This is a genomic window from Rhizobium laguerreae (assembly GCF_019778565.1).
GTDB lineage: Bacteria > Pseudomonadota > Alphaproteobacteria > Rhizobiales > Rhizobiaceae > Rhizobium > Rhizobium laguerreae.
The window spans coordinates 70,698-94,738 of record NZ_JAAXQT010000005.1 but is presented as its reverse complement, the minus strand read 5'-3'; the positions used below and the strand labels follow the sequence as shown (position 1 = coordinate 94,738).

General features: G+C 62.2%; 18 protein-coding genes. 15 read left to right on the top strand and 3 right to left on the bottom strand.

The window, feature by feature from the left end; all coding sequences use genetic code 11:
* The first annotated feature begins 5 nt into the window (after positions 1–5).
* The 12 genes from HFO71_RS16875 to HFO71_RS16820 all read left to right on the top strand — a co-directional run bounded on the left by HFO71_RS16875 (position 6) and on the right by HFO71_RS16820 (position 14,626).
* Positions 6–1,574: an ABC transporter ATP-binding protein gene (locus tag HFO71_RS16875; RefSeq protein ID WP_131661919.1), complete on the top strand. Its 1,569-nt coding sequence runs from the start codon at positions 6–8 to the stop codon at positions 1,572–1,574.
* Complete coding sequence (locus HFO71_RS16870) at positions 1,564–2,649, top strand: ABC transporter permease (RefSeq protein WP_132609503.1); 1,086 nt, start codon at positions 1,564–1,566, stop codon at positions 2,647–2,649. Before HFO71_RS16875 ends, HFO71_RS16870 begins: the two co-directional genes overlap by 11 nt.
* Positions 2,646–3,566, top strand: a complete 921-nt coding sequence (locus HFO71_RS16865) for an ABC transporter permease (protein WP_131642644.1) — start codon at positions 2,646–2,648, stop codon at positions 3,564–3,566. Before HFO71_RS16870 ends, HFO71_RS16865 begins: the two co-directional genes overlap by 4 nt.
* A 50-nt stretch (positions 3,567–3,616) precedes the next feature.
* Positions 3,617–4,693 (top strand): BMP family ABC transporter substrate-binding protein, encoded by a 1,077-nt coding sequence (locus tag HFO71_RS16860; protein WP_168258378.1) that lies wholly within the window; start codon positions 3,617–3,619, stop codon positions 4,691–4,693.
* Positions 4,694–4,837: 144 nt separating this feature from the next.
* Positions 4,838–5,800, top strand: a complete 963-nt coding sequence (gene ytfQ, locus HFO71_RS16855; protein WP_027665874.1) for a galactofuranose ABC transporter, galactofuranose-binding protein YtfQ — start codon at positions 4,838–4,840, stop codon at positions 5,798–5,800.
* Positions 5,801–6,023: 223 nt separating this feature from the next.
* Positions 6,024–7,547, top strand: a complete 1,524-nt coding sequence (ytfR, locus tag HFO71_RS16850) for a galactofuranose ABC transporter, ATP-binding protein YtfR (protein WP_168258379.1) — start codon at positions 6,024–6,026, stop codon at positions 7,545–7,547.
* Positions 7,544–8,554: an ABC transporter permease gene (locus HFO71_RS16845; RefSeq protein ID WP_168258380.1), complete on the top strand. Its 1,011-nt coding sequence runs from the start codon at positions 7,544–7,546 to the stop codon at positions 8,552–8,554. Before ytfR ends, HFO71_RS16845 begins: the two co-directional genes overlap by 4 nt.
* Entirely contained in the window at positions 8,551–9,519 is a 969-nt protein-coding gene (gene yjfF, locus HFO71_RS16840; protein ID WP_221988236.1) for a galactofuranose ABC transporter, permease protein YjfF, read from the top strand. Before HFO71_RS16845 ends, yjfF begins: the two co-directional genes overlap by 4 nt.
* 16 nt (positions 9,520–9,535) lie before the next feature.
* Entirely contained in the window at positions 9,536–10,321 is a 786-nt protein-coding gene (locus HFO71_RS16835) for a FadR/GntR family transcriptional regulator (protein ID WP_025394525.1), read from the top strand.
* Between the two features lie 164 nt (positions 10,322–10,485).
* Positions 10,486–11,847, top strand: coding sequence for a bifunctional UDP-N-acetylglucosamine diphosphorylase/glucosamine-1-phosphate N-acetyltransferase GlmU (gene glmU, locus HFO71_RS16830; RefSeq protein WP_168258381.1), 1,362 nt, complete (start codon positions 10,486–10,488; stop codon positions 11,845–11,847).
* Positions 11,848–11,956: 109 nt separating this feature from the next.
* Positions 11,957–13,783: a glutamine--fructose-6-phosphate transaminase (isomerizing) gene (gene glmS / locus HFO71_RS16825; RefSeq protein ID WP_170269559.1), complete on the top strand. Its 1,827-nt coding sequence runs from the start codon at positions 11,957–11,959 to the stop codon at positions 13,781–13,783.
* A gap of 135 nt (positions 13,784–13,918) precedes the next feature.
* Positions 13,919–14,626 (top strand): DUF502 domain-containing protein, encoded by a 708-nt coding sequence (locus HFO71_RS16820; protein WP_025394528.1) that lies wholly within the window; start codon positions 13,919–13,921, stop codon positions 14,624–14,626.
* 81 nt (positions 14,627–14,707) lie between these two features.
* Here the strand turns inward: HFO71_RS16820 and recG are convergent, their stop codons facing one another.
* Positions 14,708–16,813: an ATP-dependent DNA helicase RecG gene (gene recG / locus HFO71_RS16815; protein ID WP_168258383.1), complete on the bottom strand. Its 2,106-nt coding sequence runs from the start codon at positions 16,811–16,813 to the stop codon at positions 14,708–14,710.
* 92 nt (positions 16,814–16,905) lie between these two features.
* On the opposite strand from recG, the gene HFO71_RS16810 reads away from it, so the two are divergent.
* The 3 genes from HFO71_RS16810 (at position 16,906) to HFO71_RS16800 (ending at position 21,240) form a co-directional block, all read left to right on the top strand.
* Positions 16,906–17,211 carry an FAD assembly factor SdhE gene (locus HFO71_RS16810; protein ID WP_003539598.1) on the top strand — a complete coding sequence of 102 codons (306 nt, stop codon included), beginning with the start codon at positions 16,906–16,908 and terminating at the stop codon, positions 17,209–17,211.
* On the top strand, positions 17,208–20,708 hold the full coding sequence (mfd, locus tag HFO71_RS16805) for a transcription-repair coupling factor (protein ID WP_077981017.1): 3,501 nt from the start codon (positions 17,208–17,210) through the stop codon (positions 20,706–20,708). Before HFO71_RS16810 ends, mfd begins: the two co-directional genes overlap by 4 nt.
* Positions 20,709–20,772: 64 nt before the next feature.
* Positions 20,773–21,240: an OsmC family protein gene (locus HFO71_RS16800; RefSeq protein ID WP_077981016.1), complete on the top strand. Its 468-nt coding sequence runs from the start codon at positions 20,773–20,775 to the stop codon at positions 21,238–21,240.
* 17 nt (positions 21,241–21,257) lie between these two features.
* Here HFO71_RS16800 and HFO71_RS16795 read toward each other — a convergent pair whose 3' ends face one another.
* Both HFO71_RS16795 and HFO71_RS16790 read right to left on the bottom strand, forming a co-directional pair.
* Positions 21,258–21,929: a DsbA family oxidoreductase gene (locus tag HFO71_RS16795; protein WP_077981015.1), complete on the bottom strand. Its 672-nt coding sequence runs from the start codon at positions 21,927–21,929 to the stop codon at positions 21,258–21,260.
* Between the two features lie 65 nt (positions 21,930–21,994).
* Entirely contained in the window at positions 21,995–23,800 is a 1,806-nt protein-coding gene (locus tag HFO71_RS16790) for an extracellular solute-binding protein (RefSeq protein WP_170269561.1), read from the bottom strand.
* Positions 23,801–24,041 lie beyond the last annotated feature (241 nt).

Sequence of the window (24,041 nt, the reverse complement as noted above, 5' to 3'; positions counted from 1 at the left end):
GGAACGTGTCGCCATTGAATGTGCCGGATTCCGGCGCGTTATTATCGGTCCAGAAGCTGACGAAGTTCTTCGGTGGCTTTGCAGCCTGCAATGAAATCGATCTCGATATAGCGCCGGGCGAAATTCATGCGCTTCTCGGCGAAAATGGTGCAGGCAAATCCACCCTGGTGAAGATGCTGTTCGGCGTCCTCGAGCCGACGGGCGGGCATATCCTCTGGCAGGGCCAGCCGGTTGCGATCACGTCGCCGGGTGAAGCCCGCAGGCTCGGCATCGGCATGGTCTTCCAGCATTTCTCGCTGTTCGAGGCGCTGACGGTTGCCGAAAACATCGCGCTGTCGCTCGATGACGCCATCCCGATCGACAGGATCGCCGAGGAGGCGAGGGCACTGTCCGTCGCCTACGGCCTGCCGCTCGATCCGCATGCCCATGTCGCCGATCTCTCGGTCGGCGAGCGCCAGCGCATCGAGATCGTCCGCGCACTGCTGCAGAACCCGAAGCTCATCATCCTCGACGAGCCGACCTCGGTGCTGACGCCGCAGGAGGCCGACAGGCTGTTCGAGACGCTGTTCAAGCTGCGCGCCGAAGGCCGTTCGGTTCTCTATATCAGCCACCGCCTGGAAGAAGTGCAGCGCATCTGCGATCGCGCCACCGTCCTGCGTCATGGCCGCGTGACCGGCGCCTGCGATCCGAAACGGGAAACGCCTGCCTCTCTCGCCCGCATGATGGTTGGCAGCGAAGTGGCGACCGTCACGCATCCGGAGCGCAGCGACAAGGGCGAGGTGCAGCTTGCCGTCGCCAATCTTTCCGTCGCCGCGCGCACCCCTTTCGCCATGTCGCTGCGTGATGTGTCGATGGCGGTGCGCTCCGGCGAAATCCTCGCCATTGCCGGTGTCGCGGGTAACGGGCAAAGCGAGCTCTTCGACGCACTGTCGGGCGAATATCCGGTCGCCTTGGCCGAGGCGATCGTCATCCGCAAGAAGCCGGTCGGCAATCAGGGCATTACCGCCCGCCGTCTTCTCGGCGCCGGCTTCGTGCCGGAGGAGCGCCACGGCCATGCCGCCGTCTCCGCCATGAAACTGTCGGATAATCTCATCCTTGCCCGCAGCCAGTCGGACCGCAAAGCGTTTCTGGGCCTCTTTGGCATCATCCGCCATGCTGCGGTGAAATCCGCCGCAAGGCGCATTTCCGAGGCCATGGATGTCCGTAAGAGCGGCGATGATCCGGCCGCAGGCTCGCTTTCCGGCGGGAACCTGCAGAAGTTCATCGTCGGCCGCGAGCTCGACCGCCAGCCGGCGGTGCTCGTCGTCAACCAGCCGACCTGGGGCGTCGATGCCGGGGCGGCAAGCCGCATCCGTCAGGCCTTGGTGGATCTCGCAAGAGCTGGTTCGGCCGTCGTCGTCATCAGCCAGGATCTCGACGAGATCTTCGAAGTGGCGACCGATATTGCCGTCATCTGCGAAGGCCGTCTTTCCCGCCCGTTCCCGGCGGGCGAACTGACGCGTGAAAGGATCGGCCTGCTGATGGGCGGCCTGCACGAGAGCAGCTCTGCCCCGGAGGCGCCCCATGCGCATTGAACTCGAAAAACGGCCCGACGTCTCGAAGCTCTTCGCCTTCGTCTCGCCGCTGCTTGCCCTTGTCCTGACGCTGGTCTTCGGCGCCATCATGTTCGCCATGCTCGGCAAGGATCCGGTCGCCGCACTCGACGCCTTTTTCGTCGAGCCGTTGCTCGAGGTCTGGTCGCTGCACGAACTGGCGATCAAGGCCGCGCCACTGATCCTGATCGCCGTCGGCCTGGCCGTCTGTTATCGCTCGAACAACTGGAATATCGGCGCCGAAGGCCAGTTCACCATCGGCGCCATCACCGGCTCCTATCTGCCGATCGTCTTCTACGACTGGCATTCGCCGCTGGTGCTGCCGCTGATGCTGATATTGGGCGCGCTCGGCGGTGCGCTCTTCGCCGCCATTCCGGCGCTGCTGAAGGCGCATTTCAACACCAATGAGATCCTGACATCGCTGATGCTGGTCTATATCGCCCAGCTTTTCCTCGATTGGCTGATCCGCGGCGCCTGGCGCGATCCGAAGGGTTTCAATTTTCCGGTTTCCCGTGATTTCGCGCCGGAAGCAGTGCTGCCGGCGATCTGGGAAGAGTCGGGCCGCGCCCATTGGGCCTTCATCTTCGCCATCATTGCGGCGGTTGGTGCCTGGTTCATGCTGCGTTATACGCTGAAAGGCTTCGAGATCGTCGTGCTCGGCCAATCGGAGCGGGCGGGGCGCTTTGCCGGCTTCTCGTCGAAGAAGATGATCTGGTTCAGCTTTCTCTTCTCTGGCGCTCTTGCCGGCCTTGCTGGCATCAGCGAGGTCTCCGGCTCGATCGGCCATTTGCAGCCGGCGATCTCGCCGGGCTACGGCTTCACCGCCATCATCGTCGCCTTCCTCGGCCGCCTCAATCCGCTCGGCATCATCGCATCCGGCCTGGTGCTGGCGCTGACCTATCTCGGCGGCGAGGCAGCCCAGCTTTCGCTCGGCCTTTCCGACAAGGTCACCCGCGTCTTCCAGGGGCTGCTGCTCTTCTTCGTGCTCTCCTGCGATACGCTGATCTATTACAAAATCCGCCTGGTCTGGTCGCGGGTAGGGGGCAAGGCGGCATGAGCATCTTCGAAGCCATTCTGCTGACCGTCATCACCGCCTCCACGCCGCTCGTCATCGCCGCACTCGGCGAACTGGTGACCGAGCGCTCCGGCGTTCTCAATCTCGGTGTCGAGGGCATGATGATCATGGGCGCGGTCGGTGCCTTTGCCACGGCACAGCTCACCGGCTCGGCCTATATCGGCATTGTCGGCGGCGTCGTCAGCGGCGCGGTGTTTTCGCTGCTCTTCGCCTTCCTGACGTTGACACTCGTCGCCAATCAGGTGGCGACAGGCCTTGCGATGACGATCCTTGGCCTCGGCGCCTCCGGGATGCTCGGCGAGGCCTTCGTCGGGGCACCCGGCGTCCGGCTGCTGCCGATCGAAATCCCGCTGCTTTCGGCCATTCCCTATGTCGGAACGGTCCTCTTCAAGCAGGATCTGATCTTCTACCTGTCGATCCTGCTCGTTATCGCCGTCAACTGGTTCCTCTTCAAGAGTCGCACCGGCCTGAAGATCCGCGCCATCGGCGACAATCACGCCTCGGCGCATGCGCTCGGTATCGACGTCATCCGCATGCGCTACCTCGCCGTGATGTTCGGCGGCGCCTGCGCCGGCCTTGCCGGCGCGCAGCTGTCGCTGATCTACACGCCGCAATGGACAGAGAACATGTCAGGCGGGCGCGGCTGGATCGCGCTGGCGCTCGTCGTCTTCGCTTCCTGGCGGCCTTGGCGCCTGCTGGCCGGCGGTTATCTCTTTGGGGCGGTAACGATCCTGCAACTGCACGCGCAGGCCTTCGGCATCGGCATTCCCTCGCAGTTCCTCTCGATGCTGCCCTATGCGGCGACAGTTGTGGTCCTCATCATCATCTCGCATAATCGGCGCACGACGTTGATCAATACGCCGGCCTCGCTCGGCAAAGCCTTCGTGCCGGACCGGTGAACAACAACAAATAAGACGGGTTTCGAAACTTCCAACCAACAGGGATCAATATGAAAAAATTTGCACTTGCTCTCGCAGCGACAGCTGCCCTCGTCCTGAGCATCGGTTCGGCCGCCGAGGCGGCTGACAAGACCAAGGTCTGCTTCGTTTATGTCGGCACCCGCACCGACGGCGGCTGGACGCAGGCCCATGAGAACGGCCGCCTCCAGCTCGAGAAGGAATTCGGCGACAATATCGAGACGCCCTACCTCGAAAGCGTCCCGGAAGGCCCGGATGCCGAACGCGCGATCGAGCGCATGGCCCGCTCCGGTTGCTCGCTGATTTTCACCACGTCCTTCGGCTTCATGGACCCGACTATTGCCGTCGCCAAGAAGTTCCCGAAAGTGAAGTTCGAGCATGCGACAGGCTTCAAGGCCGCCGACAATGTCGCGACCTACAACTCCCGCTTCTATGAAGGCCGCTACATCAGTGGCATTATCGCCGGCAAGCTCTCGAAAACCGGCACGGCCGGCTATATCGCCTCCTTCCCGATCCCCGAGGTGGTGATGGGCATCAATGCCTTCGAAACTGGCGCCAAGTCGGTCAATCCGAACTTCAAGATGAAGGTTATTTGGGTCAACACGTGGTTCGACCCGGGCAAGGAAGCCGATGCCGCCAAGGCGCTGATCGACCAGGGCGTCGATATCCTCACCCAGCACACCGACACGACGGCTCCAATGCAGGTCGCCGAGCAGCGCGGAGTCAAGGCCTTCGGCCAGGCTTCCGACATGATCAAGGCTGGCCCGAACGTCCAGCTGACCGCGATCATCGACACCTGGGGCAATTATTACGTCAAGCGCGTCAAGGCGCTTCTCGACGGCACCTGGAAGTCAGAGCAGAGCTGGGATGGCCTCAAGGACGGCATCCTGACGATGGCGCCCTACACCAACATGCCCGACGACGTGAAGAAACTCGCCGAGGAGACCGAAGCCAAGATCAAGTCAGGCGAACTGCATCCCTTCACCGGACCGATCAACAAGCAGGACGGAACGCCCTGGCTGAAGGCCGGGGAGAAGGCCGATGACGGCACACTGCTCGGCATGAACTTCTATATCGAAGGTGTCGACGACAAGCTGCCGGGTAAATAGTCCCGTAGCTATCTCGCAGTTGCGAAGAGCGCCCTTCTGGGCGCTCTTTTTTTGCTGCAATGCATCCCAAGATTCCGATTTACAAAAGTAATACTATATGATTTTTTGACCCTGCGCCGCGAGATGCGGCATTGGGAGGAAATCATGAAATTGAAGACTGCACTTTTGAGTGCCACGATTCTGGCTGCCTGCATGTTCGGTTCGGCTTCGGCCGCCGGCCTCACTGTCGGCTTCTCGCAGATCGGCTCGGAATCGGGCTGGCGTGCGGCTGAAACGACCGTGACCAAGGAACAGGCCAAGAAGCGCGGCATCGATCTGAAGTTTGCCGATGCGCAGCAGAAGCAGGAAAACCAGATCAAGGCTCTGCGCTCCTTCATTGCTCAGGGCGTCGATGCCATTCTCATTGCTCCGGTCGTCGAAACCGGCTGGGACGACGTTCTCAAGGAAGCCAAGGAAGCCGAAATCCCGGTCATCCTTCTCGACCGTACCATCAAGGCTCCTGACGATCTCTACCTGACGGCGGTGACGTCGGACCTGGTCCATGAAGGCAAGGTCGCAGGCGACTTCCTGGTCAAGACCGTCGGCGACAAGAAGTGCAATGTCGTCGAGCTTCAGGGCACCACCGGTTCGTCGCCGGCCATCGCCCGCAAGAAGGGCTTCGAAGAAGCTCTTGCCGGCCACGACAACCTCAAGATTGTTCGCAGCCAGACCGGCGACTTCACCCGCACCAAGGGCAAGGAAGTCATGGAAAGCTTCCTGAAGGCCGAGAATGGCGGCAAGGATATCTGCGCTCTCTACGCCCATAACGACGACATGGCCGTCGGCGCCATCCAGGCGATAAAGGAAGCCGGCCTGAAGCCCGGCAAGGATATTCTCGTCGTCTCCATCGACGCCGTTCCGGATATCTTCAAGGCGATGTCCGAAGGCGAGGCCAATGCCACGGTCGAGCTGACGCCGAATATGGCAGGTCCGGCCTTCGATGCGCTCGAAGCCTATCTGAAGGACAAGAAGGCTCCGGCCAAGTGGATCCAGACCGAGTCGAAGCTCTACACGCCGGCCGACGACCCGATGAAGGTCTACGAAGAGAAGAAGGGTCAGGGCTACTGATCTGATGTGACACCGCTGCATAACTCCTCAAATCGGAGTCGATTTCAGGGTAAAATCATGCAGCAATAAAAGCGCTACAGCGTCCTGCGTCTGAAAAGACGAGAGGGCGCTGTAGAACCGCACCGGCCCGTCATGGACCGGTGCGGAACTGCCTTGCCGCCTTGGGACGTCATGTCCGGCGGCGGCGCGGCTTTCGGCGTCAATATCAGGAAAACAGACCCTTATGATTCACGATTTCGAGAACGTTCTCGCGGCCTCTGGAATATCGAAATTCTTTCCCGGCGCGGTGGCGCTGGATAAGGTCGATTTCACACTCCGTAGAGGCGAGGTGCATGCATTGCTGGGCGAGAACGGTGCCGGCAAGTCGACGCTGATCAAGTGCATCACCGGCGCCTACCATCGTGACGAGGGCAGCCTGACGCTCGACGGCCACGAAATCAATCCGGCCAATACGCTCGCCGCCCAGAAGCTCGGCATCGGCACGGTCTACCAGGAGGTCAATCTCCTATCCAATCTCAGCGTGGCCGAAAACCTCTTTCTCGGACGCCAGCCAAGGCGGTTCGGCATGACCGACGTGCGTGCGATGAACCGCAAGGCGCGTGAGTTGCTCGCCGGCTACGGCGTCGATATCGACGTCACCGCCGAACTCGGCCGTTTCTCCGTCGCCGTCCAGCAGGTGGTTGCCATCGCCCGTGCCGTCGATCTCTCCGGCAAGGTGCTGATCCTCGATGAGCCCACCGCAAGTCTCGACAATCAGGAAGTGGCGCTGCTCTTCCGCATCATCGACGACCTGAAGAAGCGCGGCCTCGGCATCGTCTTCATCACCCATTTTCTCGAGCAGGTCTATGCTATCAGCGACCGTATCACCGTGCTGCGCAACGGCAAGCTCGTCGGCACCCGCGATGTCGCCGATCTGCCGCGCCAGGGCCTGATCGCCATGATGCTCGGCCGCGAACTGGCCCATGTCGAGGAGACGGTCAGGGAACACAACCTTGCGGCGGGCGACGTCCGGTATCGGTTTTCAGGCTACGGCAAACGTGGCAAGGTCAAGCCTTTCGACCTTGAAGTGCGCGCCGGAGAGGTGGTCGGCGTCGCCGGGCTGCTTGGTTCCGGTCGCACCGAAACCGCCGAACTGCTCTTCGGCATCGAACACGCCGACAGCGGCAGCGCCACGATCGACGGCCAGCCGGCGACGATTTCGAGCCCCCGCGCGGCGATCGCAAAGGGCTTCGGCTTCTGCCCCGAGGACCGCAAGACCGACGGCATCATCGGCGACCTGTCGATCAGGGAAAACATCGCCTTAGCGCTGCAGGCCCGCCGCGGCTGGACGCGGCCGCTGTCGCGCGCCGAACAGAATGCGCTCGCCGACCGCTACATCAAGGCGCTCGATATCCGCACCACCGATCGCGAAAAACCGATCCGGCTGCTGTCCGGCGGCAACCAGCAGAAGGCGATCCTCGCCCGCTGGCTGGCGACCAATCCGAAGTTTCTGATCCTGGACGAGCCGACCCGCGGCATCGATGTCGGTGCCCATGCCGAGATCATCCGGCTCATCGAAGAGCTCTGTGCCGGCGGCATGTCGCTGATCGTAATTTCATCGGAACTTGAAGAGCTTGTCGCCTATAGTTCACGTGTTATCGTACTTCGCGACAGACAGCATATCGCCGAACTGACAGGCGAACGTATCACCGCTGCCGGCATCGTCGATGCCATCGCTGCGGCCGAGCACAAGATGGAGGATGCATGAGGTCCTCGCTGAAAGCGCTGGCATATCGCCTGGCGCCGCAATTGATAGCGCTCGTTGTCATTCTTCTGTTGAATTTCATAACGTCACCGCAGTTTTTTAATGTCGTGGTTCAGAATGACCGCCTCTATGGCAGCCTGATCGACGTGCTGAACCGCGGCGCGCCGGTGGCGCTGCTGGCGATCGGCATGACGCTGGTCATTGCCACCAAGGGCATCGACCTGTCCGTCGGTGCGGTCATCGCGATCTGCGGCGCCGTTGCCGCGTCGTCGATTGTGTCAGGAAATTCAGTTGCTTATACCATTATCCTGACGCTTGCGATCGGGCTTGCCTGCGGTGTCTGGAACGGTTTCCTGGTGGCAGTCCTCAATATCCAGCCGATCATCGCGACGCTGGTGCTGATGGTGGCCGGCCGCGGCATCGCCCAGCTGATCACCGAAGGCGCCATCCTGACCTTCAACGATGACGGGCTCACCTTCTTCGGCAGCGGTTCGCTGGCTCTCCTGCCGATGCCTGTCGTCATCTGGCTTCTCGTCGGCCTGCTCGTCATCCTGCTCGTCCGCCGCACGGCGCTCGGCATGCTGATCGAGGCCGTCGGCATCAATCGTCGCGCCAGCACGCTCTCCGGTATTCAAACGCCGGTGCTGCTGATGGCGGTCTACATGCTGAGCAGTCTCTGCGCCTCGATTGCGGGCATCATCGTCGCAGCCGACATCAAGGGCGCCGATGCCAACAATGCCGGCCTCTGGCTGGAGCTCGACGCGATCCTTGCCGTCGTCGTCGGCGGCAATTCGCTGCTCGGCGGACGCTTCAGCATTCTCGGATCGCTGATCGGTGCGATGATCATCCAGGCGGTGAATACCGGCATCCTGTCCGCCGGCTTCCCGCCTGAATTCAACCTGATCATCAAGGCCGTCATCATTATCGTCATTCTCGTCATCCAGTCGCCGGCGGTACAATCGCTCGCCATCTTCGCCAGCCGCCGGCAGGGCAGGGAGCAGCCGAAATGAACTCGAAATACCTGCCGCTGCTTGCGACCATCGTCATCTTCGTGCTCGCCTATGCCGGATGCGCGCTGCAATATCCGAACATTCTGTCGACGCGCGTCATCGGCAATCTTCTGACCGACAACGCCTTTCTCGGCATCGCCGCCGTCGGCATGACCTTCGTCATCATTTCGGGCGGCATCGATCTGTCGATCGGCTCGGTCATCGCCTTTACCGGCGTCTTCCTGGCGGTGATCCTTGAGAACACCTCGATCCATCCGCTGCTTGCCTTCGCGCTGGTGCTCGTCATCACCACTGCCTTTGGCGGTATCATGGGCGCGATCATCCACTATCTCGAAATGCCGGCCTTCATCGTCACCCTTGCCGGCATGTTCCTGGCGCGCGGTATGGCCTTCGTGCTCTCGATCGACAGCATCCCGATCAACTACGAATATTATTCGACGCTGACGAGCCTCTATTACCGTCTGCCCGGTGGCGGGCGGCTGACGCTGATCGGCGGCATCATGCTTCTGGTCTTTGCCGTCGGCATCTTCATCGCCCAGCGCACCCGCTTCGGCACCAATGTCTATGCGCTCGGCGGCGGCACGCAGACGGCGCGGCTGATGGGCGTGCCGGTCGGCCGCACGACAATCCAGATCTATGCGCTGTCGGGTTTTCTCGCGGGTCTATCCGGGATCGTTTTTTCGCTGTACACCTCTGCCGGATATTCTCTTGCAGCAGTCGGCGTCGAACTCGATGCCATCGCGGCGGTCGTCATTGGGGGGACGCTGCTGACCGGAGGAGCGGGATTCGTGGCAGGAACCTTGATCGGTATCCTGATCCAGGGGCTCATTCAGACCTACATCACCTTCGACGGCACGCTGTCGAGCTGGTGGACCAAGATCCTGATTGGCCTTTTGCTGTTTGCATTCATCCTGATGCAGAAAGCCATCCTGTTCGTTTCCAGTCTGAACAAGAGGTACGCCTGAGGGGGAGACGGATCGCTTGCGCTACAAATTGGACGAGACACGCAAAACGGGGCGTAGAACCCGGACGAGCCACGCTCAGGTGGTCGACGAACTCGGCAAGGCGATCGTCGCCGGCACCTATCCGGTCGGCTCGATCCTGCCAGGCGATACGGAACTGGCGCAACGCTTCAAAGTGTCCCGCACGGTGTTGCGCGAGACGATGAAGACGCTCGCCGCCAAAGGCATGGTCGTCGCCAAGGCGCGGGTTGGTACGCGTGTGACCGAGAAGAACCTCTGGAACATGTTCGACAGCGAGATCATCGCCTGGCACTTCGACAACGGCGTGACGGAAGAGTTTCTGCTGCAGCTCTACGATATCCGTCTCGCCTTCGAACCTTTCGCCGCCGGTCTCGTCGCCGAGCGGGCGAATGCCGAGGAGATCGAGATGCTGCGCGGGCTGGCGCTCGAGATGGCGGCGGCCGGTCATACGGCCGACAGCCTCGCACTCGCCGACCTTCGTTTTCACCTGGCGATCGCCGAAGCCTCGCACAATCCCTTCATGCGGACACTGGGCAGTCTCATCGAAGCAGCCCTCGTCGGCATGTTCCGGATGAGTACGCCGCCAACCGAAAACGGCTTCGCCAATATCGCCGATACCCATATGCGCATCGTCGATGCGATCGTTTCCGGCGATAACGCCGCCGCGCGCCGTGCGATGGAGGACGTCATCCTCGACGGTCGCATCCATGTGCATGAAGCTTTCGAGGCCCGCGGGTCCGAGGCCGTCACAGGGTCGATTTCGGCCGCAATTTCACCCTTGTGAAGGCTTTGCTTGTCTGCAGCGCCGCACGTCTTTTCGAGAGATGCAAAGGACGCTGCAGCACTTTGAATGGCTGCATAATTTATCCTTAAATCGATTCCGATTTAGGGAATTATGCAGTATGAGGCGATAAAGCCGCCTCATAGCGCGGATTCGCGGAGCAAATCATGGAACGCACTTGTCTTGCCGTCATCCTTGCCGCCGGTGACAGCACGCGGATGAAATCCTCGAAATCGAAGGTACTGCATCCGGTCGCCGGCCGGCCGATGATCGCCCATGTGGTCGAGGCGGTCGCCTCCGCCGGCATCTCGTCCGTCGCCCTTGTCGTCGGCCGTGATGCCGAGGACGTGGCAAAGGCGGCAAGCATCGACGGAGTCGGCATCGAATCCTATCTGCAGAAGGAACGCCTCGGCACCGGCCACGCGGTGCTGGCAGCGCGCGACGCGATCGCCAAGGGTTATGACGATATCCTCGTCACCTATGGCGATGTGCCGCTCCAGACCGACGGACCGCTGAAGGCCGCCCGCCAGGGCCTTGCCGATGGCAGCGATGTCGTCGTCATCGGCTTCCACACCGACCGCCCGACCGGCTACGGTCGTCTGCTCGTCAAGGACGGCGAACTCATCGCCATCCGCGAGGAAAAGGACGCGACCGATGCCGAGCGCACCGTCACCTGGTGCAACAGCGGGCTGATGGCGATCGACGGCAGAAAGGCGCTCGATCTTCTCTCGCGCATCGGCAACGCCAATGCCAAGGGCGAATTCTATCTGACCGATCTCGTCGAGATCGCCCGTTCGCTCGGCGGACGCGTCACCGCGGTCGATGCTCCCGAGATCGAGATGACCGGCTGCAACACCCGGGCCGAACTCGCCGTCATCGAGCGCTTCTGGCAGGAGCGCCGCCGCCACCAGATGATGCTTTCAGGCGTCACCATGATCGCGCCGGAAACGGTTTTTCTCGCCTACGACACCGTCATCGGCCAGGATGCGCTGATCGAGCCGAACGTCGTCTTCGGTCCCGGCGCGGTGATCGACAGCGGCGCCGTCATCCATGCCTTCTCGCATATCGAAGGCGCTCATGTCAGCCAGGGCGCGACGGTCGGCCCCTTTGCGCGGCTGCGGCCGGGTGCGGATCTCGGTACCGGTTCGAAGGTCGGCAATTTCTGCGAGGTCAAGAACGGCCGGCTCGGCGAGGGCGCCAAGGTCAACCACCTGACTTATATCGGCGATGCCGTCATCGGCGCCGGCAGCAATATCGGCGCCGGCACGATCACCTGCAACTATGACGGCGTCAACAAGAGCGAGACGGTGATCGGCGAAAACGCCTTCATCGGTTCCAATTCTTCGCTGGTCGCGCCGGTGACGATTGGCGACGGCGCCTATATCGCCTCCGGCAGCGTCATCACTGCCAACGTGCCGGCCGACGCGCTGGCGCTCGGCCGCGCCCGGCAGGAGATCAAGCCCGGCCGCGCGACGCTGCTGCGTGAGCGTGCGCTCGCCATCAAGGCGGCGAAGAAGGCGAAAGCCTGACCGGCCTTGCGTAACCGGCGGAAATTGAAAGTGACCGCCGAGGTGATTGAGAAATAAGCAAGAATCGTTAGGACTGGCCTCGTAGTCGAAGCCTTTATGGGGATACTATATGTGCGGTATTGTGGGGATCGTCGGAACTGCGCCTGTTGCCGGGCGCCTGGTCGATGCGCTGAAGCGTCTCGAATATCGCGGTTACGATTCCGCCGGTGTCGCCACCATTCATGACGGCGTGATGGATCGCCGCCGCGCCGAGGGCAAGCTGTTCAATCTGGAAAAGCGCCTCGACAGCGAACCGCTGCCCGGCACCGTCGGCATCGCCCACACGCGCTGGGCGACCCATGGCGTGCCGAACGAGACCAATGCCCATCCGCATTTCGTCGAAGGCGTCGCCGTCGTCCATAACGGCATCATCGAGAACTTCTCCGAGCTTCGCGACGAGTTGACCGAGGAGGGGTCGGTTTTCGAAACCCAGACCGACACCGAGGTCGTCGCCCATCTGATGGCGAAATACCTGCGCGAAGGCCTGGAGCCGCGCGCCGCCATGCTGAAGATGCTGAACCGGGTAACCGGCGCCTATGCGCTGGCCATCATGCTCAAGGCCGATCCCGGCACGATCATGGCCGCCCGTTCCGGCCCGCCGCTCGCCGTCGGCTACGGCCGCGGCGAGATGTTCCTCGGCTCGGACGCGATCGCGCTTTCGCCCTTCACCAACGAGATCACCTATCTCGTCGACGGCGATTGCGCCATCCTCACCCGCGACAGTGTCGTGGTGCTTGATTTCGCCGGCAAGCCGGTCAAGCGCGCCCGCCAGATCTCGCAGGCGACCGCCTATGTCGTCGACAAGGGCAACCACCGCCACTTCATGGAAAAGGAAATCTACGAGCAGCCGGAGGTTATCTCTCACGCGCTCAGCCACTATGTCGATTTCGCCGAGAACACCATCGGCGCCAATGCCGCCGCGATCGACTTCAAGGCGGCGACCGGCCTTGCGATCTCGGCCTGCGGCACGGCCTATCTCGCCGGCCTCGTCGGCAAATATTGGTTCGAGCGTTATGCCCGCCTGCCGGTCGAGATCGACGTCGCTTCCGAATTCCGCTACCGCGAAATGCCGCTGTCGCCGTCACAGGCAGCCCTCTTCATCTCGCAGTCCGGCGAGACCGCCGATACGCTCGCATGCTTGCGTTATTGCCGCGACAACGGCTTGAAGATCGGCGCCGTCGTCAATGTCCGCGAATCGACGATCGCGCGCGAATCCGACGCCGTCTTCCCGATCATGGCCGGCCCCGAAATCGGCGTCGCCTCGACCAAGGCCTTCACCTGCCAGCTCGCCGTGCTGGCATCCCTGGCGATCGGCGCCGGCAAGGCGCGCGGCACGGTGAGTGCTGACGAGGAGAGGGCGCTGGTGCGCCATCTTGCCGAAATGCCGCGCATCATGAGCCGGGTGCTTAACCTTATCCAGCCGCAGATGGAAAGCCTGGCGCGCGAGCTGTCGAAGTGCAAGGACGTGCTATATCTCGGCCGCGGCACCAGCTTTCCGCTCGCCATGGAAGGCGCGCTGAAGCTCAAGGAAATTTCCTATATCCACGCCGAAGGTTATGCCGCCGGCGAATTGAAGCACGGACCGATCGCGCTGATCGACGAGAACATGCCTGTTATCGTCATCGCCCCCTACGATCGTTTCTTCGAAAAGACCGTCTCGAACATGCAGGAGGTCGCAGCCCGCGGCGGCCGCATCATTTTCATCACCGACGAGGCCGGCGCGGCGGCCTCGAAACTGCCGACCATGGCGACGATCACCCTGCCTGTCGTCGACGAAATCATCGCACCGATGATCTTCTCGCTGCCGATCCAACTGCTCGCCTATCACACCGCCGTCTTCATGGGCACCGATGTCGATCAGCCGCGAAACTTGGCGAAATCCGTGACCGTGGAATAACCTGTAACGCCGTGACCGTTGCGCCGAAACATATTGTGCGGCGCCCCGAATTCTGGCAATTTTGGTGTGCGGACAAGGGGGAAGGGCCGGCGTTCCGGCCCCGTCCAGGACTGATATGGAGTTCATCAGGAAACGATGGCCGACAACACCCCCAGAATGCCGGTCGCGACGCGGCTGAGGAATAATTTTCTCGCAGGACTGATCATCTGCGCCCCGATCGCGATTACCATCTGGCTGACCTGGACCTTCATCCATTGGTCGGACAGCTGGGTCAGGCCCTATATTCCGGCACGCTGGAATCCGGAAAGCTATCTCAATTTTGCCATTCCCGGTTTCGGCCTGTTGACTGCCGTCGTGCTGATCACTGTCGTCGGCTTTCTCGGCAAGAACCTCATCGGCCAGAGCATCGTCGGTTTCGGCGAATCGATCGTCCAACGCATGCCGCTGGTGCGGACGATCTACAGAAGCGTGAAGCAGATTTTCGAAACCGTGCTGAAGGAGCAGTCCAACTCCTTCAAAAAAGTCGGCCTCATCGAATATCCAAGTCCCGGTCTCTGGGCACTGGTTTTCGTCGCCACCGACGCCAAAGGTGAAATCGCGTCGAAGTTCAATGCCATGGGCCAGGATATGGTGGCGGTCTTCCTGCCGCCGACGCCGGTGCCGACGGCTGGTTTCCTCGTCTTCGTTCCGCGTGAGAAGATCGTCTTGCTCGACATGTCGCCGGAGGATGCCGCCAAGTTCCTGATTTCGGGCGGTCTGGTGGCTCCTGAAACCCCGCAGCCGGAGCCGAAGCAGAAGCATTTGCCGCGGCCGAAGCCGGTGGCGGTTTCCAAGGCTGAATGATGCATGTCGCCCAAAAGTGTTCGGCAGTTTTGGGATGACGACATGCATAGAACAAAGACTTAAAGCGCGCCTCGGGGCGCTTTAACCCGCTCTCAAGAACCCGATCGCCTCGTCGCGGCGGAAAAGATAGAGCAGGGTGCGGATCGCCGTTCCCCTCTCCGTGGTCAATTCCGGATCCCGCTCGATCAGGTAAGCCGCATCCTTGCGGGCGATCTCCAACAGGTCGGCATGCGCCTCAAGGCTGGCGATGCGAAAGCCCGGCGTGCCGGATTGCCGTGTGCCGAGCAACTCGCCTTCACCGCGCAGCTTCAGATCCTCCTCGGCAATACGGAAGCCGTCCTCCGTCTCCCGCATGATCGAGAGCCTGGCATGGCCGGTCTCGCCGAGCGGCCCCTTGTAGAGCAGGATGCAGGTCGAGGCCTCGTCGCCGCGCCCGACGCGGCCGCGCAGCTGATGCAATTGCGCCAGGCCGAAACGCTCGGCATGTTCGATCACCATGATCGTCGCGTCCGGCACGTCGACACCGACCTCGACGACGGTCGTGGCGACAAGCAGCCGGGTCTCGCCGTTCTTGAACGCCATCATCGCTGCGTCCTTCTCCGGCCCGCTCATGCGACCGTGGATGAGACCGATGCCCGGCCCAAGTGCTGCGACCAGCGTCGCATGCCGCTCCTCGGCCGACATCAGGTCGAGCTCTTCGGACTCCTCGACCAGCGGGCAGATCCAGTAGGCCTTTTTGCCCTCGGCGATCGCGCTTTGTAGCCGCCCGACGATTTCACCGGTCCGTTCCATCGGCACGGTGATCGTCTGGATCGGCTTGCGGCCGGCCGGTTTCTCGGTGAGCTTGGAGACGTCCATATCGCCGAAGGCGGCAAGCACCAGCGTGCGCGGGATCGGCGTCGCCGTCATGACAAGCATATGCGGCGAGAGGCCCTTGGCGGTCAGCCGCAGGCGCTGATGCACGCCGAAACGGTGCTGCTCGTCGACGACGGCAAGCATCAGATTGGGGTAGGCGACGCTGTCCTGGAACAGCGCATGCGTGCCGATGATGATCTGGGCAGCACCCGAGGCGATTCGCTCCAGGATTTCCTCCCGTTCGCGTCCCTTGGTGCGCCCGGTCAGCACCTCGATGCCGAGCCCGGCGGAGACGGCGAATTTCGAGATCGTTGCATGGTGCTGCCGCGCCAGAATTTCGGTCGGCGCCATCAGCACGGCCTGGCCGCCGCTCTCGATCACCGCCGCCATCGCCATCAGCGCCACCAGCGTCTTGCCGGAACCGACATCGCCCTGCAGCAGCCGCAGCATGCGCTCGTTGCCGGCCATATCCTTCAAAACCTCGGCGATCGCCTCGTTCTGGCTGCCGGTCAGCGAGAAGGGCAAGGTCTTCAGGATCTTGCTGCTGATGGCGCCGGTGGCATGCACCGGCTGGCCCGCTACCTTGCGCAGCCTTTGCCGCACCAGGCTCAGCGACAGCTGGCCGGCGAGGAACTCGTCATAGGCAAGCCGCCGCCGGGCAGGGGCCTGCGGGTCGATATCCCCAGGATCGTGCGGCTCGTGCAGCATGTGGAAACTGTCGCGGATCGACGGCAGGCCTTGCTTCTCCGTCAGCGCCAGATCGATCCATTCCGGCAGCTCGGGAAAACGCGGCAGGCCGGCGTCGATGATCTTGCGCAGCGTCTTCGGCGAAAGTCCCGCCGTCAGCGGATAGATCGGCTCGACCAGCGGCAGGCTCTCCGCCTCGTCAGCCCTGACGATATAATCGGGATGCACCATCGAGGCGCGGCCGTTGAACCAGTCGATCTTGCCGCTGACCGTCACCTCCGCGTCAACAGGCAGTTGCTTCTCCAGCCATGCCGCCTGTCCACGGAAGAACACCAGCGTCAGTTCGCCGGTCTCGTCATGCAGGAAGACGCGGTAAGGGATATTGCTTTTGCCGCCCGGCGGCACCTGGTGGCGGTCGACGCGCGCCGTGATCGTCACGATCGCACCCTGCGGCGCGCGGGCGATGCCCGGCTGGTTGCGCCGGTCGATCAGCGAAAAAGGCGCGTGGAAGAGCAGGTCGATGACCCGGCAATCCTCCAGCGTCTCGCGCCCGAGCAGCTTGACCAGCAGGTCGGCGATCTTCGGGCCGACGCCGGGAAGGCCCGAAATGGGTGAAAACAGAGGATCGAGAATGGCGGGGCGCATTCGGCCAAAATGCGATAAACAATGCGGCCTTGGCAAGGCTGACAAGCCGCTTTCCAGGGTCTATAGAGGCGCATCAACAGGAAGGTAATGCCATGACAGGTGTCACGCTCACGAGTGCCGGTCTCGACCCGCGCCGCCGCCGGATCCTTTTCCGCTGTTGGCATCGCGGGCTGCGCGAAATGGATCTGGTCTTCGGCCAGTTCGCCGAGGCCGAGATCGCGATGCTGTCGGAAGCCGAGCTCGACGAGTTCGAGACGATCATGGCCGAAGAGGACAATGATCTCGTCCGCTGGGTCATGGGAACATGGCCGGTGCCCGAGCGTTTCCAGACACCGATGTTTGCCCGCATCGCCGCCTACAAGCCCGATTTTGACAAGCCCCTCAGGACGCCGGAATGATCCCTGGTTTCGATGCGAAGAAGCTTGCGGCCATTGCCGAGCCGCTGACGATCGGCAATGTGCCGGCAGGTCTTGAAACGCTGCTGCTCGCCGAGCTCGCCCGAACGGGAGAGCCGGTCGCCTATGTCATGTCCGACGGCCACCGCATGGCTGATCTCGAACAGATGCTGAGCTTCGTCGCCCCCGACATTCCGGTTCTCACCTTGCCGGCCTGGGACTGTCTGCCCTATGACCGCGTCTCGCCGAGCGCCGACACCTCGGCTCGCCGGCTGGCTGCACTCGGCGGCCTCATCGCCCATCGCAAGAAGCCGCATGCGGCAATCGTGCTCGTCACCGCCAATGCCATGCTGCAGAAGGTGGCGCCGCAGGATGTCATCGAAAGCCTGAGCTTTTCGGCTCGCCCCGGCAACCAGCTGCGCATGGACGATCTCGCCGGCCGCCTGGAGCGCAATGGCTTCGAGCGAGTCGCCACCGTTCGCGAAGTCGGCGAATATGCGGTGCGCGGCGGCATTCTCGATGTCTTCGTGCCGGGTTCCGAAGAGCCGGTCCGCCTCGATTTCTTCGGCGACACGCTGGAAAGCATCCGCTCCTTCGATCCGGCCAGCCAGCGCACGATCGGGCAGGTGCGTTCCCTCGATCTCAATCCGATGAGCGAGGTGACGCTGACGCCCGATACGATCAGCCGTTTCCGCAAGAATTACCTCTCCGCTTTCGGCGCGACCACACGCGACGACGCGCTCTATCTCGCCGTCTCCGAAGGCCGCCGTTACCCCGGCATGGAGCACTGGCTGCCGCTTTTCTACGAGAAGCTCGATACCGTCTTCGATTATTTGAGCGGCTTCCGGATCGTCATCGACCATACGGTACGTGAAGCAGCCGAAGAGCGCTCCAAGCTCGTTTTCGACTATTACGATGCCCGCCTGAACTCCGGCCAGCCGGCCAAGGGGATGACGCAGGGCACGCCCTACAAGCCGGTGACGCCGGGCCAGCTCTATCTCGACAGCAAGCTTTTCGGCAAAACCCTCGACGCTCTCGGCGCGATCCGCATCAGCCCCTTCAACGAGCATGAGGGCGAGGCAAGGCGGGTCGTCAATGTCGACGCTCGCCAGGGCCAGCGCTGGGCTCGCTCGAACGCCGAAGGCGGCGGCGATGCCGAACGCATTAACATCTTCGACGTCGTCGTCAAGCATATTGCCGACCGGCGCGCTGCCGGCGCGAAAGTGCTCGTCACCGCCTGGACCGAAGGCTCGCTGGAGCGCCTGCTGCAGGTGTTGAACGAACATGGCCTGGAAAAGGTCAAGCCGATCGAGGCGCTGAAGGATGTCGGCTCGCTGGCGAGAGGTGAGGCTGCTGCTGCCGTACTCAGTCTCGAAGCCGGCTTCGAGGCCGGCGACCTCGTCGTCATCGGCGAGCAGGACATCCTCGGCGACCGCATGGTGCGCCGCTCCAAGCGCCGCAAGCGCGCCGCCGATTTCATCTCGGAAGTCGCGGGCCTCGATGAGGGCTCGATCGTCGTCCACGCCGAACATGGCATCGGCCGCTTCATCGGGCTGAGGACCATCGAGGCCGCAGGTGCGCCGCATGCCTGCCTCGAACTGCAATATGCCGACGAGGCCAAGCTCTTCCTGCCGGTCGAAAACATCGATCTTCTCTCGCGTTACGGCGGCGAGGGCACCGAAGCCCAGCTCGACAAGCTCGGTGGCGGCGCCTGGCAGATGCGCAAGGCCAAGCTCAAGAAGCGCCTGCTCGACATGGCCGATGCGCTGATCCGCATCGCCGCCGAGCGCCTGACGCGCCATGCGCCGATGCTGACGACGCCGGAAGGCCTTTACGACGAATTCGCTGCCCGCTTCCCCTATGACGAGACCGAGGACCAGGAAAACGCCATCGAAGCCGTGCGCTCCGATCTCGGTGCCGGCCGGCCGATGGACCGCCTCGTCTGTGGCGACGTCGGCTTCGGCAAGACCGAAGTAGCGCTGCGCGCTGCCTTCGTCGCGGCGATGAACGGCGCCCAGGTCGCCGTCGTCGTGCCGACGACACTGCTTTCCCGCCAGCATTTCAAGACCTTCTCCGACCGTTTCCGTGGTCTGCCGGTGCGCATCCAGCAGGCCTCGCGCCTCGTCGGCGCCAAGGAACTGGCGCTGACCAAGAAGGAAGTGGCGGAAGGCAAGACCGATATCGTCGTCGGCACCCATGCGCTGCTCGGCGCCGGCATCAAATTCGCCAATCTCGGTCTGCTCGTCATCGACGAGGAACAGCATTTCGGCGTCAAGCACAAGGAGCGGCTGAAGGAATTGAAGAGCGACGTGCACGTGCTGACGCTGTCGGCAACGCCGATCCCGCGCACCCTGCAGCTCGCCATGACCGGTGTGCGCGAATTGTCGCTGATCACCACCCCGCCGGTCGACCGCATGGCGGTGCGCACCTTCATTTCGCCTTTTGACAGCCTGGTCATCCGCGAGACGCTGATGCGCGAGCATTATCGCGGCGGCCAAAGCTTCTATGTCTGCCCAAGGCTTGCCGATCTCGAGGACGTGCATGCCTTCCTGCAGTCGGATTTGCCGGAACTGAAGGTCGCCGTCGCACATGGCCAGATGCCGGCCGGCGAACTCGAAGACATCATGAACGCTTTCTACGAAGGCCGTTACGACGTGCTGTTGTCGACCACCATCGTCGAATCCGGCCTCGACGTACCCACCGCCAATACGCTGATCGTCCACCGCGCCGACATGTTCGGCCTTGCCCAGCTCTATCAGCTGCGCGGCCGCGTCGGCCGCTCGAAGGTGCGCGCTTTTGCGCTCTTCACCCTGCCTGTTAATAAGGTGCTGACGGCCACCGCCGAACGCCGCCTCAAGGTGCTGCAGTCGCTGGATACGCTCGGTGCCGGCTTCCAGTTGGCAAGCCACGATCTCGATATCCGCGGCGCCGGCAATCTGCTCGGCGAGGAGCAGTCCGGCCATATCAAGGAGGTCGGCTTCGAGCTTTACCAGCAGATGCTGGAAGAGGCGGTCGCCGAGGTCAAGGGTGTCGACGAGATCCACGACACCGGCTGGTCGCCGCAGATCTCCGTCGGCACGACGGTGATGATCCCGGAAACTTACGTTCCCGACCTGCATCTGCGCATGGCGCTCTACCGCCGCCTTGGCGAAATCACCGAACTCAAGGAGATCGACGGCTTCGGCGCCGAGATGATCGACCGCTTCGGCCCGATGCCGATCGAAGTTCAGCACCTGCTGAAGATCGTCTACATCAAGTCGCTCTGCCGCACCGCCAATGTCGAAAAGCTCGATGCCGGCCCGAAGGGCGTCGTCGTGCAGTTCCGCAACAAGGAATTCCCCAACCCGGCAAACCTCGTCGGTTATATCGGCAAGCAGGGCACGATGGCGAAGATCCGCCCCGACCACAGCCTGTTCCTGACCCGCGACCTGCCGACGCCGGAAAAACGCCTGCAGGGCGCTGCCGTCATCATGACGCAGCTGGCTGAATTTGCGAAATAGAGCAATTCCAGCAAAACTGTGCCGCAGTTTTGCGTCCGGAATTGTGTGGAAAAAGGAGACAAGGATGGCAACATACGGCGCAACGATTGCCTGGCAGCGCAACGGCGAGACCTTCACCGACAACCGCTACAGCCGCGTCCACCGCTGGACCTTCGACGGTGGCGTCGAGGTGCGGGCGTCTTCCTCCTCGCATGTCGTTCCGCTGCCCCATTCCGCCGAAGATGCCGTCGATCCGGAGGAAGCTTTCGTCGCCTCGCTCTCCAGCTGCCACATGCTCTGGTTCCTGTCGATCGCCGCCAAACAGCGCTTTTGCGTCGACAGCTACACCGATGCCGCCGAGGGCATCATGGAGAAGAATGCCGAAGGCCGCCTCGCCATGACCGTAGTGACCCTCCGTCCGCATGTCGTCTTCAGCGGCGAAAAGCAGCCCTCGCTGAGCGAGCTGGAAGCTCTACACGATCGCGCTCACGGCGAATGCTTCATTGCAAATTCGGTGAAGACTGATGTGCGCTGCGTTCCGGTTCTGGGCTGAACCTGGAGCCGGCAGCGTTAGTTCATGCCCGACCGCGCCTCGGCTTTCGCCTTGGCGATGTCGCGCAACGCATTGGCGAGAACGTCGGGCGTCTGCGCGCCGCTGACGGCATATTGCTGGTCGAAGATGAAGAAGGGCACGCCGTTGACTCCCATCTCCTGGGCCGCCTTGATCTCGGCGACGATCAGATCGCGGTCGGCATCGGAGGCAAGAAGTGAGGTGATGACCGAGCGGTCGAGGCCCGATTTTTCGGCGATATCGAGCAGCACAGCATGGTCGCCGACATTGCGGCCTTCCTCGAAATTCGCCTTGAACAGCGCGGCAACAACCTTGTCCTGCTTCTCGCGGCCTTCGATCATCGCCCAGTGGATCAGCCGATGCGCATCGAGCGTGTTCGGGCCGATCTTGATCGCTTCGAAATTGAAGGCGACACCGACTTCGCGGCCGTAATCGGTGAGCATCTTGTGCGCCTGCGCCACGCGCTCCTCGCCGCCGAGCTTCTCAGCCAGCGCCTTCTTCTGGTCGACGCCCTCCTTCGGATAGTCGGGATTGAGCCGGTACGGCCGCCAGTTGATGTCGACGCCGATCTCGTCTTGCACCTCGGCGATGGCGAGGTCCAGCCGCGCCTTGCCGAGATAGCACCAGGGGCAGACGACATCCGAGACGACGTCGATGGTGATACGCTCCATGATGATTTTCCTTATTCTGTGCGTCTCCAGGGGAGACATTTAAGCCGGGGCGGTTCGGCTGCTTCTTATTGGGCGCTCGTATCCCACCATAGCGGCAGCTGATAGCCATAGAGCGGCACCGCGTCGGGATGGCCGATGCGTTTGCTACGCGCCACCCATTGCTGACCCATATGATAGAGCGGCAGCACGTAATGGCTGGACAGCAGCAGCCGGTCGTAGGAGCGCACCGCCGCGGTGAAATCCTCGGCCGTGCGCGCCCGGAGCAGGTGATCGATCAACGCATCGAGATCCGGGTCGGCAGCGCCCGCGAAACTGTCGCTGCCCTCGCGGGTCTTGGCGGCCGAAGACCAGCGGCCGAGCTGTTCGTTTCCGGGCGACAGCGAGGACGTGTAGGACTTCATGATCATGTCGTAGTCGAAGCTGTTCGTCCGGCTCTGATACTGCGAATCGTCGACGGTGCGGATCGAAACGGCGATGCCGATCGTCTGCAGCGAACGCTGATAGGCGAGGGCGAGCTTCTCCTGGTCGGCATTCTGCGTCATGATCTCGAAGGCGAGCTGGCGGCCGGAGGCGTCGTTCATCTTCCCGCCCTGGATCGTATAGCCGCCCTGTTTCAACTGCTCGACGGCCTGTTTCAGCACATTGCGGTCGCGGCCGGAACCGTCGGTGACCGGCAGCTTGTAGGTGCCGTCGAGAATCTCCGGCGCGATCTTGTCCTTGATCGGCCCGAGCAGGGCAAGCTCGGCCGCGTTGGCGGGAACGCCGAAACTCGACAGCTCGGAATTCTGCCAGAAGCTCTGCGTGCGTTTATAGGCGCCGGAATAAAGGTTCTTGTTCGCCCATTCGAAGTCGAACACCAGCGACAGACCTTCGCGCACCTTGGGATCGGCGAAGATCGGCCGGCGCGTGTTGAACACGAATCCGAGCATGCCGCTCGGCAGTTTCGGTGTGAACACGTCCTTGACCACAACCCCCGAGGTGACGGCGGGGAAATTATAGGCATTGGCCCAATGACCGGGATTGCCGTCGGGATAGATGTCGACATCGCCCTTCTTGAAGGCCTCGAACAGCGTTGTGTCCTGCAGGAAATACTGGACGGTGATCTGGTCGTAATTGTCGGTGCCGACCTTGGCAGGAATGTCCTTGCCCCAGTAATTCGGATCGCGCTCATAGGTGATGCTCTCGCCGGGCTTCACCGTCTTCACCTTGTAGGGACCGGAGCCGACCGGCGCCGTCAGCGACGACCGGTCGAAGGTTGCCGGATCGATCGCATGTCTCGGCAGCACCGGGAACAGGCCGAAGATCAGCGGCGTCTCGCGGTCGGCCTTGTCGTTGAAGGTGAAGCGCACGCTGTGTTCGCCGACCTTCTCCATCTTGGCGACGACGTTGAGGCGGTTGGCAAAGGGCACGCGGCCCTTGTCGCGCATCAGCTCGAATGTGAACATCACATCCTCGGGCGTCACCGGCTGGCCATCGGCCCATTTCGCCTTCGGATTGAGGTTGAACTGGATGAAGCTCCGGTCGTCGTCCCATTCCACCGTCTCGGCCAGCAGGCCGTAGAGCGTGAAGGGCTCGTCCCTGGAGCGCTGCATCAGCGATTCGTAGACGAGATTGCCATAATCAGGATCCCACATGCCGCGCGCCGTCGTGCGCATGCTCTTGAGGATGAACGGGTTGAGGTTGTCGAAGGTGCCGACCACGCCATAGGTGATCTTGCCGCCCTTTTTCACGTCGGGATTGACGTAAGGGAAGTGTTTGTAGTCGGCCGGCAAGGCCGGCTCGCCGTGCATCGCGATGCCGTGCAGCGGCTCGGCAGCGACAGTGCCGCACAGCAGCAGCGAGAGGACGAGGGGGACGACGATCCGGAGCATTCGGCAATCCTTGAGCCGTGAAAAACGGGGCATGATTCACGCCAAGATTATCATGGGGTCGACCGATTCCAACACGGATCGGCGATTTCTTTGGCTTCGCGACGAAATGCACCTCAAATTGCCAAAGAAAAGCTGGATATCTTGAACGCTGCGATGTAACAGGTGAACCCGAAGTTTAGGGGTCATGCATTTGCCTTATTTTTTTAAGAGGTGGAGTGCCGAACGACCCGATGGTTGGGGC